Raw genomic sequence first — 15,772 nt, forward strand, 5'->3', positions numbered from 1 at the left:
TCCCATGGCCGACTATCTGTTGCAGATGAAGGGCATCGTCAAGACCTTCGACGGCGTGCATGCGCTCAACGGCATCGACATTCAGGTACGGCCCGGCGAATGCCTGGGCCTGTGCGGCGAGAACGGTGCCGGCAAGTCGACCCTGATGAAGGTACTGTCGGCGGTCTACCCCCATGGCACCTGGCAGGGCGAGATTCTCTGGGACGGCCAGCCGCTCAAGGCCCAGTCGATCGCCGAGACCGAAGCCGCCGGCATCGTCATCATCCACCAGGAGCTGACCCTGGTGCCGGACCTGTCGGTGGCGGAGAACATCTTCATGGGTCACGAGCTGACCCTGCCGGGTGGGCGCATGAACTACCCGGCGATGTTCCACCGCAGCGAAGCGCTGATGCGCGAGCTCAAGGTGCCGGACATGAACGTGGCGCTACCAGTGTCGCAGTACGGCGGCGGCTACCAGCAACTGGTGGAAATCGCCAAGGCGCTGAACAAGAACGCTCGCCTGCTGATCCTCGACGAGCCCTCCTCGGCCCTGACCCGTTCGGAGATCGAGGTGCTGCTGGACATCATTCGCGGCCTCAAGGCCAAGGGTGTGGCCTGCGTGTACATCTCGCACAAGCTCGACGAGGTGGCGGCGGTGTGCGACACCATCGCGGTGATCCGCGACGGCAAACACATCGCCACCACCGCCATGGCCGACATGGACGTCAACCGTATCATCACCCAGATGGTCGGCCGCGAAATGAGCAACCTTTATCCCAGCCAGCCGCACGCGGTGGGCGAGGTGCTGTTCGAGGCCCGCCATGTCACCTGCTACGACGTCGACAACCCGCGGCGCAAGCGGGTCGACGACGTTTCCTTCAGCCTGCGCCGGGGCGAAATCCTCGGCATCGCCGGGCTGGTCGGGGCCGGTCGCACCGAGCTGGTCAGTGCCCTGTTCGGCGCCTACCCCGGTCGCTACGAAGGGGAAGTGTGGCTGGACGGCCAGCGAATCGACACGCGCACGCCGCTCAAGTCGATCCGCGCCGGGCTGTGCATGGTGCCCGAGGACCGCAAGCGCCACGGCATCATCCCCGACCTGGGGGTGGGCCAGAACATCACCCTGGCAGTGCTCGACACCTTCTCGCGGATGACCCGCATCGACGCCGAGGCGGAGCTGGGCAGCGTGCACGAGGAAATCCAGCGCATGCACCTGAAGACCGCCACGCCGTTCCTGCCGATCACCAGCCTCTCCGGTGGCAACCAGCAGAAGGCCGTGCTGGCGAAGATGCTGCTGACCCGTCCGCGGGTGCTGATCCTCGACGAGCCGACCCGCGGCGTAGACGTCGGCGCCAAGTACGAGATCTACAAGCTGATGGGCGCCCTGGCGGCCGAAGGCGTGGCGATCATCATGGTCTCCTCGGAGCTGGCCGAAGTGCTCGGGGTGTCCGACCGGGTGCTGGTGATCGGCGAGGGGCAACTGCGCGGCGACTTCATCAACCAGGGCCTGACCCAGGAGCAACTGCTGGCGGCGGCGATCAGCCAGCCGGCCATCCACTCACTCGACACCACCACCCTGCCTACCGGGAGTTCCGCCTGAATGCATCAGGTCAAACAACTGTTCACCCGCTACAAGATGCTCGCCCTGCTGATCGCCGTGGTCATCATCTGGCTGTTCTTCAGCTGGCAGACCGAGGGCGGCTTCATCACCCCGCGCAACCTGTCCAACCTGCTGCGCCAGATGTCGATTACCGGCATCCTCGCCTGCGGCATGGTGCTGGTGATCATCAGCGGCGAGATCGACCTCTCGGTCGGCTCGCTGCTCGGCCTGCTCGGCGGCATCGCGGCGATTCTCGACGTGGTCTATCACCTGCCCCTGCCGCTCAACCTGGTGATCGTCGCGGTGGCCGGCGGGCTGATCGGCCTTGGCAACGGCTACATGACCGCCTACCTGCGCATCCCCTCGTTCATCGTCGGCCTGGGCGGCATGCTGGCGTTTCGCGGCGTGCTGCTGGGGGTCACGGGCGGCACCACCATCGCCCCGGTGTCGCCCTCCCTGGTGTATGTCGGCCAGGGTTACCTGCCGGCCTCGGTCGGCCTGGTGCTGGGCGTGCTGCTGTTCGCCCTGACCCTGTGGCTGACCTGGCGCCAGCGGCGCAACCGCGCCCTGCACGGCCTGGCGCCGCACGCTCTGGTGCGCGACGTGATCCGTGTGGTGGTGATCGGCCTGGTGCTGGCCGGCTTCGTCTACACCCTCAACAGCTACGACGGCATTCCGGTGCCGGTGCTGCTGTTGCTGGCGCTGCTCGGAGTGTTCAGCTACGTCACCAGCCAGACCGTGTTCGGCCGGCGCATCTATTCGGTGGGCAGCAACATGGAAGCCACGCGCCTGTCCGGCATCGACGTGCAGAAGGTCAAGCTGTGGATCTTCTGCATCATGGGCGTGATGTGCGCCCTGGCCGGGCTGGTCAACACCGCGCGGCTGGCAGCCGGCTCGCCGTCGGCCGGCAACATGGGCGAGCTGGACGCCATCGCCGCCTGCTTCATCGGCGGCACCTCGATGCGCGGCGGCTCGGGCACCGTGTATGGCGCTTTGCTGGGCGCGCTGGTGATCAGCAGCCTGGACAACGGCATGTCGATGCTCGACGTCGACAGCTACTGGCAGATGATCGTCAAGGGCAGCATCCTGGTGCTGGCGGTGTGGGTGGACGTGAGCACGCGCAGCGGGCGCAGGTAGCGCCTGGGATCACCCTGGCCACCGAGGTGATGCCTGCGCCGGCTACGCCAACCCGGGTGATCTCAAAGGTGGCGTAGGAGCCGGCGCATCTGGCGAGCGGGGCAACCCCGAACGCCAGGTTTGATTGGCCATGAGCCGCGATACCAGCTGATGATCCACCCGCCCACCGAGGTGATGCCCTCGCCAGCTGCGCCGGCTCCTACACCGACCCCGAACACCCCACCGGTGGCGCAGGAGCCGGCGAAGCTGGCGAGCGAAGCAACACCCAACCCCAGGTTTGATTGGCCATGACCCGCGATACCAGCTGATGATCCACCCGCCCACCGAGGTGATGCCCTCGCCAGCTGCGCCGGCTCCTACAACGGTCCGGGATAACCCACCGGTGGCGTAGGAGCCGGCGCAGCTGGCGAGCGGGGCAACCCCGAACGCCAGGTTTGACTGGCCATGGGGCGCGATACCATCGGACGATCCACCCGCCCACCGAGGCGATGCCCTCGCCAGCTGCGCCGGCTCCTACAACGGTCCGGGATAACCCACAGCTGGCGTAGGAGCCGGCGCAGCTGGCGAGCGAAGCAACACCCAACCCCAGGTTTGATTGGCCATGAGCCGCGATACCAGCAGATGATCCACCCGCCCACCGAGGCGATGCCCTCGCCAGCTGCGCCGGCTCCTACAACGGTCCGGGATAACCCACCGGTGGCGTAGGAGCCGGCGCAGCTGGCGAGCGGGGCAACCCCGAACGCCAGGTTTGACTGGCCCTGGGGCGTGATACCAGCAGATGATCCACCCGCCCACCGAGGCGATGCCCTCGCCAGCTGCGCCGGCTCCTACAACGGTCCGGGATAACCCACAGGTGGCGTAGGAGCCGGCGCAGCTGGCGAGCGGGGCAACCCCGAACGCCAGGTTTGACTGGCCATGGGGCGCGATACCAGCTGATGATCCACCCGCCCACCGAGGTGATGCCCTCGCCAGCTGCGCCGGCTCCTACACCGACCCCGGAATGCCCCACCGGTGGCGTAGGAGCCGGCGCAGCTGGCGAGCGAAGCAACACCCAACCCCAGGTTTGATTGGCCATGAGCCGCGATACCAGCAGATGATCCACCCGCCAACCGAGGTGATGCCCTCGCCAGCTGCGCCGGCTCCTACAACGGTCCGGGATAACCCCACAGGTGGCGTAGGAGCCGGCGCAGCTGGCGAGCGGGGCAACCCCGAACGCCAGGTTTGACTGGCCGTCAGGCCGCTCATCTCTTGCGCTTAGAACCAGCGATCGTTGCGCTTGCGCCCGCGGGTCAGCATCGGCAGGATCAGACCGGCCAGCAGGCCCGCGCCGGCGATGCCGCCGCCATAGACCATGTAGCGCATCAGCACCTGCTTGTTCTCGTCGCCCAGCTGCGCCTGCACCGTACGCACTTCGGTCTGGGCGGCGGTCAGCTGCGCATCGATGTCCTTGTTGTGCGCCTGCAGCTCGTCGATGAGCTTCTTGCGCGCATCCAGCGTCTCCTGCATGCCCTGCACGCGTGTCTTCCAGCTGTCGTCGATGGTCTTGAGCTGGTCATTCAGCTCGCCAACCTGCTGGGTCAGCGCCGGCAGACGTTCGCTGGGGCTGGGCTGTTCCTGCAGGTTGGCGCTGGGCAGCCACACGGTGTCGCCCGACTCGCCGCGAATCTGGCTGTAATCACCCTGGGTGCTGATCAACTGCACCTTCTGCCCGGACTTGACCATACCGATGATGCGGTAGCCGTCGGTGGGGCCGCTGCGCACCACGGTGGTCAGGTTGTCGCTGATCCAGCGCTCGGCGTCGGCGCCTTCGGCATTGCCGGCCAGCAGCAGGGTGGCGCCGACCACAGTGGAAATACCGGTGACGAGAGAAAAAAGACGGGACAGAAAGGACATGAATGATCTTCGCGTGAAATGAAAATGAAGGCTCCGATGGTCGAGCCGGCACAAGCGGGGGCTAAGGCGCCCGGGGAATGACCGCTTGGCAGAGACCGTAAAAAAGCCTTCAGGTTCATTTATGCGAAGAACGGGGGCGACGCCAGGCTATTGGGTGGCGATGTTCTCGAACGGCACCGGCACCGATTTCAAGGCGCCGTCCAGGTTGCGGTAGCGATGGTACTGGTTGCCCGCCGTCGCCGTCCCCGTCGCCACCGGCAAGGCCGGCAACAACCAGCCGCGCTCGACCTGGCGCTGCCCGTCAAGCACATAGCGCACCGTCAGTTGCTGCCCGAGGTCATCGCTGTCGCCAGCGCGCAAGTCCTGCGCCAGCACACGCAGGGTTTCCTCGATGCACTGCTGCAACTGCTGGTCGACTGCGGCCAGGTCAAGCTGGCCGTCGTCGATACACTGGGCACCGCAGCGGCGAAACGGCGCACCCACCACTTCGATGTGGCGTCGGTACAAGGGCTCACCGGCGATGTCCTGCACCTGCGCGCGGCTGATCAGCACGAAGCTGCCACGATCGGCCGACAGCACCAGCTGCGGCTCGATCAACAGGCGCGCGGTGATCGCGCCCTGCCCGGCGGGCAAACCGGCGTCAAGGCTGGCCTGGCGAAAACGCCGCGCCAGCCGGTCGGCTTCGGCCTGCTCGGCCAGCAGCGCCGCCATCGGTCGCGCGTCGCGCTGGGCGGCGGCACGAGCATCGCGTTCGAGCACACCGGTGCCGGTCTGGGTATTGATCGCGCTGGCAACCAGCAGCCCGACCACGCCACCCGCCTGCACCGAGCTGCGGGTAATGCTGTCAGTGGTCTGCGCCGCAGCCTGGGCGGCTTTGGCATCGATGACCCAGCTGGCGCTGACAAAGCCATCGCGCGGTATCTGGACCTGCACCTGCAGGCCGTGCGCGTTGACATAGGGCAAAGCCTGCGGGCCATTGAAGCTTTTCTCGCTGGGCGGCTGCTGCGCGCAGCCGCCCAGCAACAGCGCTGCGGCCATGGCCAGGGCGCACCGGGTGGTAGCGGCCATCATTGCGCGAACGGCGTGATGACCAACTGCCGGCTGCTGTCCACCGCCTGGTAATAGGCATTGGCCAGATTGGCATAGTTGGGTTGATCCCACTCACCCTGCGCCGGCTTGACCACGGCGAACGGTTTGTACCACAGCAAATGGTTGTCGCGCAGGTCGACCACGGCGCCGACGCCACCCACTTGCGGGGTTGGCACGCTGGTGGGGATCACGCTGTAGTAACTGCGATAGGCGCCGCTGGCGGTGTAGGAAATCAGCAGCAGGCGGTCAACGCCATATTTGGCCTGCAGCGGACTCAGATCGCGGTTGTAGAAACCTTCGTGAAACTTGGCTTCCTTGTATTGCTTGAGGTCAATGACCTCGTCGATCTTCTTCGCCCTGTAGCCCTTGGCTTGCAGCTTGGCGACGATCTCGTCGGGGATGGTGGCGGCATCCTGCAGCTTCCAGGTGGCTACCTGGGCGCTGAGCTTGCTGTTGACGCCGGTGTTGATGGCAAGGTCGAGCAGGCCTTGCTGGCCGGTCAGGGCCAGTTGCGAGGCCGGCAGTGTGGTCATGGCAACGCCGATGGTCGGCTGTTTTTCGCTCCAGAACTGCGGGTCCAGATCGATCGGTTTCTGCACGGTGGAACCGCACCCGGTAAGCGCACCGGCCAGCAACCAGCAGACAAGACCCAGGCGTAACGAGGCAAGCGACATGGAAAAATTCCTTTTAATGATGAATGTCGATTGGTTGTTTCGGCGCGGCCGTGAATAACTTGATGGCTTTTTGATACTTATTTTTTGACGCTGGTGAATCCCCCTCGCCTGCTGGCGCGCGGCGGCTTTGTGCCCTGCCCCAAGCGCCTGCATTCACACCCGCCACAACTCTTCCAACGTCGTCGTGTAGCTCTGGCTCATCAACTCCTGGCGCATGCCCCAGTCCGGCATCAGCGGCACCGCCGCCGGGCGCAGGGTGCCGCGGCCCCAGCGGGCGTTGATGGTATCGAGCACGCGCATCACCTGTTCGGCGGCCGCCGGCTGCGAGGCGGCGAACAGGTCGTCGGTGTACTCGCCGCGCTGGCACAGGTCGAGCAAAAGCACCTCGGCCTTGCTGTACTGGTAGCCTTCGCGAAACACCTGCTCGAGCCCCTGCACCGCCGCCTTGGTCAGCAGGCGCACGTCATCGGTGGGGTACGGCAGGCAGACGATCACGCCATTGGCGTACTTGGCCTCCTGCGGGTTGAACATGCCGGTGCGGATGCTGATGCGGATTCGCCGGCACAGCGACTGCTGCGCGCGGAGTTTTTCCGAGGCGCGCATCATGTAGGTGGCCACCGCCTCGCGCAGCGGTGGCAGGCTGTCCAGGCGCTGGCCGAACATGCGGCTGCAGCAGATTTCCTGCTTCGGCGGGTCGGGATCGTCCAGCGCCAGGCACGGCGTGCCGGCCAGTTCCCGGGCGGTCTTCTCGATCACCACACTGAACTTGTCGCGCAGCAGGCGGGCGTCGGCCTGGGCCAGGTCCCAGGCAGTCTTGATGCCGAGGCCCTCCAGGTGCGCCGACATGCGCTTGCCGATCCCCCACACATCGCCCACCGCACAGGCCTTGAGCAGGCGGTCGCGGCGCTGCGGGGCGCGGATGTCGAGGACCCCGCCCAGCTGCGCCTGCCACTTCTTGGCGCCGTGGTTGGCCAGCTTGGCCAGGGTCTTGGTGCCGGCGATGCCGACCCCCACAGGGATGCCGGTGTACTGGTGGACCCGTGCGCGAATCCGCCGGCCGAGGGCGTCGAGGTCTTCGGTCATGCCGGTCAGGTCGGCGAACGCCTCGTCGATGCTGTACACCTCCACCGCCGGGACCATGGCCTCGATCACGCTCATCACCCGCTCGCTCATGTCGCCGTACAGCGCATAGTTGCTGGAGAACGCCAACACACCGTGCTGGCGCAGCTTGTGGCGGATCTGGAAATACGGCTCGCCCATCTTCACGAACGGCTTGGCATCGGCCGAGCGAGCGATCACGCAGCCGTCGTTGTTGCTCAGCACGACGATGGGCGTGCGCAGCAGGTCAGGGCGAAACACCCGCTCGCAGCTGGCGTAGAAACTGTTGCAGTCGATCAGGGCGAACGCCGGGGCGTGGCCGCCGCTTTCAGAGCTTTTCATGGGCACGTACGCTGAAGGTGACCACGCCCCAGATGATCAGCTCGTCGCCTTCCATCACATAGCGGGGCGGGAAGTCGCGATTCTCGGACTTCAGGATCACCTCCTGGCCGCGCTTGTGCAGGCGCTTGCAGACCGGCTCGGTGTTGATCGCGGCAATGACGATATGGCCGTGTTCGGCCTCGATGGAGCGATCCACCGCCACCAGGTCGCCGCTGAAGATGCCCGCGCCGATCATGCTGTTGCCCTCGATGCGCACCAGGTACATGTGCGGCGCGCGGATATCCAGCAGCTCGTCGAGGGAGATCTTGCGCTCCATGTGGTCGGCGGCCGGCGACGGGAAGCCGCACGGCACCCGGAAGGAATACAGCGGCAGCCGGACGCCGCCGACTGCCAGGGGACCCAGCAAGGTGAACATTTAAATTGCCTCAAAATGTGTACTGTATGAATATACAGTTAACTGTGAAGCCGCGCTGTGGTCAATTGCACAGATGGAAAATTTCGACGGGAGGAAACGCCATGTGTGGACGCTATTCGATGTACCAGCCCATGGAGGTCTACCTGCGCGAGCTGGCGCCGCAGCAGTTGGTCATCAGCTACGTCGAACCCGAGCCGGCCAGCCGCTACAACATCGCCCCGTCGACCCGCGTGCCGGTGATCGTCGGCGAATCGGCCGGGCTGCGCCTGGAGCAGGTGCGCTGGGGCTGGGAGCCTTTCTGGGCCAAAGGCAAGCGGCCACCGAGCATCAATGCGCGCAGCGAGACAGTGGCCACCAGCAGGTTCTTCAAGCAGCTCTGGCCCCAGGGCCGCGTGCTGGTGCCGGCCAATGGCTGGTATGAGTGGGTCAAGGACGCGCAGGACCCGAAGAAGAAACAGCCGTATTACATCCGCCTGAAAGACCGCGCGCCGATGTTCTTCGCCGGGTTGGCCCAGGTCACGCCGGGGCTTGCGCCTGGCGAAGGCGACGGCGTGGTGATCATCACCGACGCCAGCGATGCCGGCATGGTCGATATCCACGACCGCCGGCCGGTGGTGCTCGGCCCCGAGGCGGCGCGCCAGTGGCTCGAGTATGGCCTGGAGGCGGCGCAGGCCGACGAGCTGATGCGCGGCGCCGGGCGCGCAGTGGCGGATTTCGAGTGGTACCGGGTGGGGCCGGCAGTGGGCAATGTGCGCAATCAAGGCGGCGAGTTGATCGACGAAGTGGTGGTGCCGCCGTTGCCGGAGACGGGTGACTTGTTCGACTGACCTGACAGCCATCGCTGTGCAGATCGCCTGCTATCGCCGACAGACGTGGGAGGGGGCAAAGCCCCCGAGAGGCCGTAGGCCGGTTTGAACTTGTGAAAAGCTCGCGGGCTTCGCCCTCCCACGATTGCCCCACTCCCCCGCCTACCCTGGCTTGTAAATAAAAATACATCGGCCAATGACCGGCCCCTCTTTAGTGCAAAAAACCCTCGAAAGTTCCATTGATTCCTGTCGAACAATCCCGCCCAGGCCCCGCAAAGCAAGCACTGCAAAGATATGGCATATTGGCATTAAATAATTACATAGCCAGCTAACCAACTTCGCTATTCCAGCCGCAGTTCCCTTCTTGTCGCGATAACGAGCTTGCGGATCGAGAATTATTAGCTATCACTGTAAGCACCAAAATGGATCATGGAGGCTTGAGGATGGCTGCCGCAAAGAAAATGAGCGTGGTGCAGCTGACCATGTTGACTGCGGTCAATATGCTCGGATCAGGCATTGTGCTATTACCGACCAAACTTGCCGAGGTCGGCGGCATTTCCATTTTGTCGTGGTTGATTACCGCCACCGGTTCTCTGGCGCTGGCCTATGCCTTCGCCCGCTGCGGCATGTTGAGCCGAAAGACCGGCGGTATGGGCGGTTATGCTGAATATACCTTCGGCAAGTCCGGGAATTACATCACCAACTACACTTACGGCCTGTCGCTGTTGATTGCCAACGTGGCGATCAGCATTACCGCTGTCGGTTATATCCAGACGCTGTTCGATATCAAACTGGGCTCATTGCAAGTCGGCCTGGCGACCATTGCGTTGTTATGGGTGACCACCTTCGCCAACTTCGGCGGCGCGAGCATCACCGGCAAGATCGGCGCCGTGACGGTGTGGGGTGTGATCGCGCCGGTGGTGCTGGTATCGACCATCGGCTGGTTCTGGTTCGACAGCAGCATCTACGCCGCCGGCTGGAACCCCCACGACAAGACCTGGTACGACGCCGCCGGCGCCTCGGTGGCCATCACCCTGTGGGCGTTCCTCGGCCTGGAGTCGGCGTGCGCCAACGGCGATGCAGTGGAAAACCCCGAGAAGAACGTACCCATCGCCGTGCTCGGCGGCACCCTGGGCGCAGCGGTGATCTACATCGTTTCCACCAACGTCATCGCCGGCATCGTCGACAACGCCGCGCTGGTCTCCTCCACCGCGCCCTTCGGGCTGGTGTTCGCGCAGATGTTCAACCCGCTGGTGGGCAACATCGTCATGGGCCTGATGGTGCTGGCCTGCATCGGCTCGTTGCTGGGCTGGCAGTTCACCGTCGCCCAGGTGTTCAAGAGCTCGGCCGACACCGGTTACTTCCTGCCGATCTTCGCCAAGGCCAACAAGCATGGCGTGCCGATCATCAGCATGCTGATCCTGCTGGCGATCCAGACCGCCATGGCCCTGCTGACCATCAGCCCGGACCTGGCCAAGCAGTTCGACACCCTGGTCAACCTCGCCGTGGTCACCAACCTGGTGCCCTACATCCTCTCCATGGCCACCCTGGTGACCCTGCAGAAGATCTCCAACGTCCCGGCCAACAAGGCGCTGGTGACCAACATCGTCGCCGGCGTGGCGGCAGCCTACAGCTACCTGGCGCTGTACAGCTCGGGCGAACAGGCGCTGATGCTCGGCGGCGTGGCGACCATCGCCGGCTACACGCTGTTCGGCTTCGTCAACACCCGCCTGATCCGCCTTGAAGCGCTGAACAACAGCGTACCGACCCAGACCGTGGCCGCGCAGCACCTGAGCGCCGAGCCGATCCCGGTCAACAATCTGCCCCTGGCGCCCCTGCACGCCCCTATGGAGACCCGCCCATGAGCGAACCCAGACAACTGCTCGGCATGCTGGCCCTGCTGGTCAGCGCCGCACCGGACAAACGCACGGTATTCGGCCGCGCATTGAACCAATTGATCGCCGACGTCGAAGAGCGCTCCATCAGTATCCTGATTTCGGAAAGCCTCGGTGACGCCACTTCCATCCTGCATTCCGACCCCGCAGTGCAGTGCGTGCTGCTCAGCTGGGAGATGGACACCAGCGAAGGCCACGCCGAATGCATCCGCCTGTTGACCGACCTGCGCGAGCGCAACACCCGCGTGCCGGTGTTCCTGATCAGCGACCGCAGCACCGCAGCGAGCATTCCGCTGGTGGTGATGCAGCACGCCGACGACTTCATCTGGCTGCCGGAGGACACCAGCCGCTTCCTCAGCGGGCGCATCCTGGCCGCCATCGAGCGTTACCGTCAGGCCGTACTGCCACCGATGTTCGGCGCCCTGCTCAAGTTCGCCCGCTCCTACGAATACTCCTGGCACACGCCAGGCCACGCCGGCGGCACGGCTTTTCTGAAAAGCACCGCCGGCCGGGCGTTCTACGAGTTCTTCGGGGAAAACCTGCTGCGTTCGGACCTGTCCATCTCGGTCGGTGAACTGGGTTCGCTGCTCGACCACAGCGGCCCCATCGGCCAAGGCGAACGCTACGCGGCCAAGGTGTTCGGCGCGCACCGTACCTATTACGTCACCAACGGTTCCTCGACCTCCAACCGGGTGATCCTGATGGCCAGCGTGACCCGCGACCAGATCGCCCTATGCGACCGCAACTGCCACAAATCGGCCGAGCATGCGATGACCCTGTCGGGGGCCATCCCCACCTACCTGGTGCCGACCCGCAACCGCTACGGCATCATCGGCCCGATTCTCCCGCAAACCTTGAGCCGCAAGGCGATCAAGGCAGCCATCGCCAGTAACCCGCTGGTGGGCGCCGACATCGACCCGACACCCGTGCACGCCATCGTCACCAATTCCACCTACGACGGCCTGACCTACAACGTTACGCGGGTCGAGCAACTGCTCGGCGAAAGCGTCGACCGCCTGCATTTCGACGAGGCCTGGTACGGCTACGCACGCTTCAACCCGCTGTACCGCGACCGCTTCGCCATGCACGGCGACCCGGCCGACCACGACCCGTCGCGCCCCACCGTGTTCGCCACGCAGTCGACCCACAAGCTGCTGGCAGCGCTGTCGCAGGCCTCGATGATTCACGTGCGCAACGGCCGCAACCCGATCCCCCACGGGCGCTTCAACGAGTCGTTCATGATGCACGCCTCGACCTCCCCCAATTACGCCATCATGGCCTCGTGCGACGTCAGTTCGGCGATGATGGAAGCGCCCAGCGGGCAGATCCTCACCAATGAGTCCATCGAGGAGGCCATTGCGTTCCGCCAGGTCATCTCGCGCATGAAAAGCGAAATGCTCGGCCACGACGACTGGTTCTTCTCCTGCTGGCAGCCGCCGACCGTGACCATCGACGGGCGCCGCGTGCCCTTCCACCATGCCGACCCGCTTATTCTCAAGACCGACCCAAGCTGCTGGGTGCTGCACCCCAACGAGGTCTGGCACGGCTTCGGCGACATCGAAGACGGCTACTGCATGCTCGACCCGATCAAGGTCTCGGTGCTCAGCCCGGGCATGGGCGATGACGGCGAGCTGCTGGACTTCGGCATCCCCGCCTGCGTGCTCAGCGCCTACCTCGGGCACCAGGGCATCGTGGTGGAGAAAACCACCGATTTCACCATTCTGTTTCTGTTCTCCATCGGCATCACCAAGGGCAAATGGGGCACCCTGGTCAACGCCCTGCTGGACTTCAAGCGTGACTACGACAGCAACCTGGAGCTGGAGCTGTGCCTGCCCGAACTGCTCGCCGCCAACCAGCAGCGCTATGCCGGCATGGGCATTCGCGACCTGGCCGAAGAGATTTTCGCCGCCATGAAGGAGCACCGCACCACCTCGACCATGGCCAAGGCCTTCGGCATGTTGCCCACCGCCGAATTCAGCCCGGTACAGGCCTACGAAAAGCTGGTCAAGAACCAGATCGAACGGGTGACCCTGGCCGAGGCGGCCGGACGGGTGGTGGCCACGGGTATCGTCCCCTACCCGCCTGGAATCCCGTTATTGATGCCGGGTGAAAACATCGGCCCGGCCGACGGGCCATTACTGGGGTATCTGGCGGCGCTGGAAAGTTTCGACAAGTCCTTTCCCGGGTTTACCCATGACACCCATGGCATAGAAAGCGAGGCTGGGGTTTATCAGTTGCTGGTATTGAAATAACGCGCGAGCCAGGCATGGGCGGCGGATAACGCCGCCCATGATGAGTGGCAGGAACGCCGAACAAGCAGCGCCCTCGCTTATTACAAAACGCTATAGAGCCTGCTACGTTTTATTGAAAATATTCAACAACTAACTGGCGCCTTGAAACTTTCCTGCTAAGTTTGTGATACATGATATTCGCCTGCCAGGTCGCGTTAACGAAAGCGAAGTTGGCACGGTAAAAAGGCTCGATGTAAATAAAGGTACAACGGTGTGGTCGCGCTATTAGTGCGACCACAGCACGATCAATGCTGCCCGGATATCAGCCATGGCTATGGACCGCCGTTTCAACAAATCACTCTTCACCGCCATGTTGCTGGCACCCGCGCTGGCCTGTGCCGACAGTAGCGGCACTGGTGGCACCAGTGACGCCGCCAACAAGAGCAACAACCCGTTGAACCTGGCGCCGGGGTTTAATCTGCAGGACTACTACACCCCCGACATCGCCAACAGCAATGCCCACAGCAACGATGCCTTGTTGCGTGGCACCTTGCCGGTGGCGCCTGGAGCCTTTATCGGTGTGCCGCAGTTGCTGCGCGCCACCCTGCCGATCAGCACCCGCCCCGACCCGCACGGCGGCTACAGCACCGGCAGCGGCGACCTCAACCTGTTCGATATCTTTCTGCTCAAGACCGAGGGCGTGCAGCTGGGCATCGGCCCGCAGATCACCGCGCCCACTGCCGCCCATGACGAGCTGGGGACTGGCAAATGGCAGGCCGGGCTGGCCGCCGTGGCCATCGACGCGTCGCCGCGCGGCCTGCTCGGCGCGCTGGTGCAGTACCAGAGCTCGTTCGCTGGCGACAGCGACCGCGCCCACGTGGAGTCGGCCACGCTCCAGCCGTTCCTCATTCACAACCTGCCCCGCGGCTGGTACCTGCGCTCCACCGCCACCTGGACCTTCGACCTGAAGAACGACACCCACTACATCCCCCTGGGCCTGGGCGCGGGTAAAGCGTGGAAGGTCGGCGGCAACATTTTCAATGCTTTCGTCGAGCCGCAGTGGACCGTGGAGCACAAGGGCGATGGCCTGCCGCGTTTCACCCTGTTCGCCGGGCTCAATGTGACCTTTGGAAAATGAGGACGACCCGAGCCATGAACGCCCCCAGCAAACTTACCGTCGCCCTGCTATTGGGCCTGAGCGCCAACTACGCGTCAGCCGTGGATACCCGCATCGGACCAGTGACCTTGCAAGGTGACCTGCCAGACCGCGCCTCCATTGCCCAGTTGTACGCCGAGCTGGACTTTCAACAGGCCACCCAGGCCTACCTGTGGGCGTTGCCGCTGGTGTCCTATGCGCAGTGGCAGAAGGAATTTCGCGAAAAGCTCGGTGCGCGCAACGGGGACCTGATGGTGCTCACCAGCTACGAAGACAAGCTGGGGGTCATTACCGCAAACGCCACCACGCCTTACATTCTCGGCTTCGTCGACCTGAACCAGACCGGCCCGCTGGTCATCGAGCTGCCCCCGGGGCCGACTGCTGGTGGGGTGGGCGACTTCTGGCAGCGAGCGATCGTCGACATGGGCCAGACCGGGCCGGACAAAGGCCAGGGCGGCAAATACCTGGTGCTGCCGCCGGGCACGCCGGCGCCAGCAGACACCCAGGGCTACTACCTGGCGCCGTCGCAAACCATGAACGTGCTGGTGGGTTTTCGCGTGCTCGACCCGGACCCGGCCAAGGGCCAGGCGTTGGTGCAGAAGTTTCGCATGTACCCACTCAAGGACCAGGCGCACCCCGCTGCCACTCGCCTGCTGACCCCAGGCGGCAAACGCTGGTCAGGTACCCAGCCCGGCGGCATGGCTTATTGGCAACTGTTGCATGAGATCATTCAGCGCGAACCGGTCAACGAGCGTGATCGCTTCTACATGGCCATGCTTGCCAGCCTCGGCATTGAAAAGGGCAAGCCGTTCGCCCCGACAGCCGAACAACGCCGGGCGCTGGAGCAGGGCCTGCAAATGGGCGAGTTGATCGCCAAGGCCAACACCTTCGCCAAGCGCTTCCCCCAGGCACGCTACTGGCCCGACCGGCAGTGGGACACCGTGCTCAATATCGAGGATCCGTCCCAGCGCGTCGCCCATTACGATCAGTTGTGGGAGCGCACGGCCTGGTTCTACGAAGCGGTGACCAACACCAAGGGCATGGTCTCGCACACCCCGGGGCTGGGCCAGACGTACCTGGGCGCCTACACCGACGCCCAGGGCCAGTGGCTGGACGGCGCCAGCCGCTACACCTTGCACGTCGACGCACAGCCACCGGCGAAGCAGTTCTGGTCGCTGACGGTCTACGACATCGCCACCCGCTGCCTGATCGACAACCCGCAGCGCAAAGCCGACCTGTCCTCGCGCCAGGACCTGAAGAAGAACCCCGACGGTTCGGTAGACCTGTACTTCGGCCCGCAGCCGCCCAAGGACAAGGACAAGGAAGCGAATTGGGTGCAAACCGTGCCGGGCAAACAGTGGTTCAGCTATTTCCGCCTGTACGCGCCCACTGAAGCCTATTTTGACAAGAGCTGGAAGTTGGCCGACTTCCAGCGCGAACCCTGAACAGTGGAGCCAAGG

At 64.4% G+C, this 15,772-nt stretch carries 12 protein-coding genes; 7 read left to right on the forward strand and 5 right to left on the reverse strand.

Annotated features, from left to right (window positions below):
* Positions 1 to 4: 4 nt before the first annotated feature.
* Entirely contained in the window at positions 5 to 1,576 is a 1,572-nt protein-coding gene (gene xylG / locus SFA35_RS15630; protein WP_320571451.1) for a D-xylose ABC transporter ATP-binding protein, read from the forward strand.
* Entirely contained in the window at positions 1,577 to 2,713 is a 1,137-nt protein-coding gene (locus SFA35_RS15635; RefSeq protein ID WP_320571452.1) for a sugar ABC transporter permease, read from the forward strand. It begins immediately after the preceding gene.
* Positions 2,714 to 3,967: 1,254 nt separating this feature from the next.
* Here SFA35_RS15635 and SFA35_RS15640 read toward each other — a convergent pair.
* The 5 genes from SFA35_RS15640 to SFA35_RS15660 all read right to left on the reverse strand — a co-directional run bounded on the left by SFA35_RS15640 (position 3,968) and on the right by SFA35_RS15660 (position 8,224).
* Entirely contained in the window at positions 3,968 to 4,606 is a 639-nt protein-coding gene (locus tag SFA35_RS15640) for a TIGR04211 family SH3 domain-containing protein (protein WP_320571453.1), read from the reverse strand.
* 147 nt (positions 4,607 to 4,753) lie between these two features.
* Positions 4,754 to 5,674, reverse strand: a complete 921-nt coding sequence (locus SFA35_RS15645; protein WP_320571454.1) for a hypothetical protein — start codon at positions 5,672 to 5,674, stop codon at positions 4,754 to 4,756.
* Positions 5,674 to 6,369 carry a hypothetical protein gene (locus SFA35_RS15650; protein ID WP_320571455.1) on the reverse strand — a complete coding sequence of 232 codons (696 nt, stop codon included), beginning with the start codon at positions 6,367 to 6,369 and terminating at the stop codon, positions 5,674 to 5,676. The genes SFA35_RS15645 and SFA35_RS15650 overlap by 1 nt, the downstream gene beginning before the upstream one ends.
* 153 nt (positions 6,370 to 6,522) lie before the next feature.
* The gene (gene umuC, locus SFA35_RS15655) at positions 6,523 to 7,809 is read right to left on the reverse strand and encodes a translesion error-prone DNA polymerase V subunit UmuC (protein ID WP_320571456.1); all 1,287 of its coding nucleotides are present in this window, start codon (positions 7,807 to 7,809) and stop codon (positions 6,523 to 6,525) included.
* Positions 7,796 to 8,224, reverse strand: coding sequence for a translesion error-prone DNA polymerase V autoproteolytic subunit (locus SFA35_RS15660; RefSeq protein WP_320571457.1), 429 nt, complete (start codon positions 8,222 to 8,224; stop codon positions 7,796 to 7,798). The genes umuC and SFA35_RS15660 overlap by 14 nt, the downstream gene beginning before the upstream one ends.
* Positions 8,225 to 8,325: 101 nt before the next feature.
* On the opposite strand from SFA35_RS15660, the gene SFA35_RS15665 reads away from it, so the two are divergent.
* From SFA35_RS15665 to SFA35_RS15685, 5 genes are all read left to right on the forward strand, one after another.
* Positions 8,326 to 9,051, forward strand: coding sequence for an SOS response-associated peptidase (locus tag SFA35_RS15665; RefSeq protein WP_320571458.1), 726 nt, complete (start codon positions 8,326 to 8,328; stop codon positions 9,049 to 9,051).
* Between the two features lie 422 nt (positions 9,052 to 9,473).
* Positions 9,474 to 10,895 (forward strand): putrescine-ornithine antiporter, encoded by a 1,422-nt coding sequence (gene potE / locus SFA35_RS15670; RefSeq protein ID WP_320571459.1) that lies wholly within the window; start codon positions 9,474 to 9,476, stop codon positions 10,893 to 10,895.
* Positions 10,892 to 13,177: an Orn/Lys/Arg decarboxylase N-terminal domain-containing protein gene (locus SFA35_RS15675; RefSeq protein WP_320571460.1), complete on the forward strand. Its 2,286-nt coding sequence runs from the start codon at positions 10,892 to 10,894 to the stop codon at positions 13,175 to 13,177. The genes potE and SFA35_RS15675 overlap by 4 nt, the downstream gene beginning before the upstream one ends.
* A gap of 349 nt (positions 13,178 to 13,526) precedes the next feature.
* Complete coding sequence (locus tag SFA35_RS15680) at positions 13,527 to 14,294, forward strand: hypothetical protein (protein WP_320579061.1); 768 nt, start codon at positions 13,527 to 13,529, stop codon at positions 14,292 to 14,294.
* A 14-nt stretch (positions 14,295 to 14,308) separates the two neighbouring features.
* The gene (locus SFA35_RS15685) at positions 14,309 to 15,757 is read left to right on the forward strand and encodes a DUF1254 domain-containing protein (protein WP_320571461.1); all 1,449 of its coding nucleotides are present in this window, start codon (positions 14,309 to 14,311) and stop codon (positions 15,755 to 15,757) included.
* Positions 15,758 to 15,772: the final 15 nt, after the last annotated feature.

This window comes from Pseudomonas sp. HR96, assembly GCF_034059295.1.
Taxonomy (GTDB): domain Bacteria; phylum Pseudomonadota; class Gammaproteobacteria; order Pseudomonadales; family Pseudomonadaceae; genus Aquipseudomonas.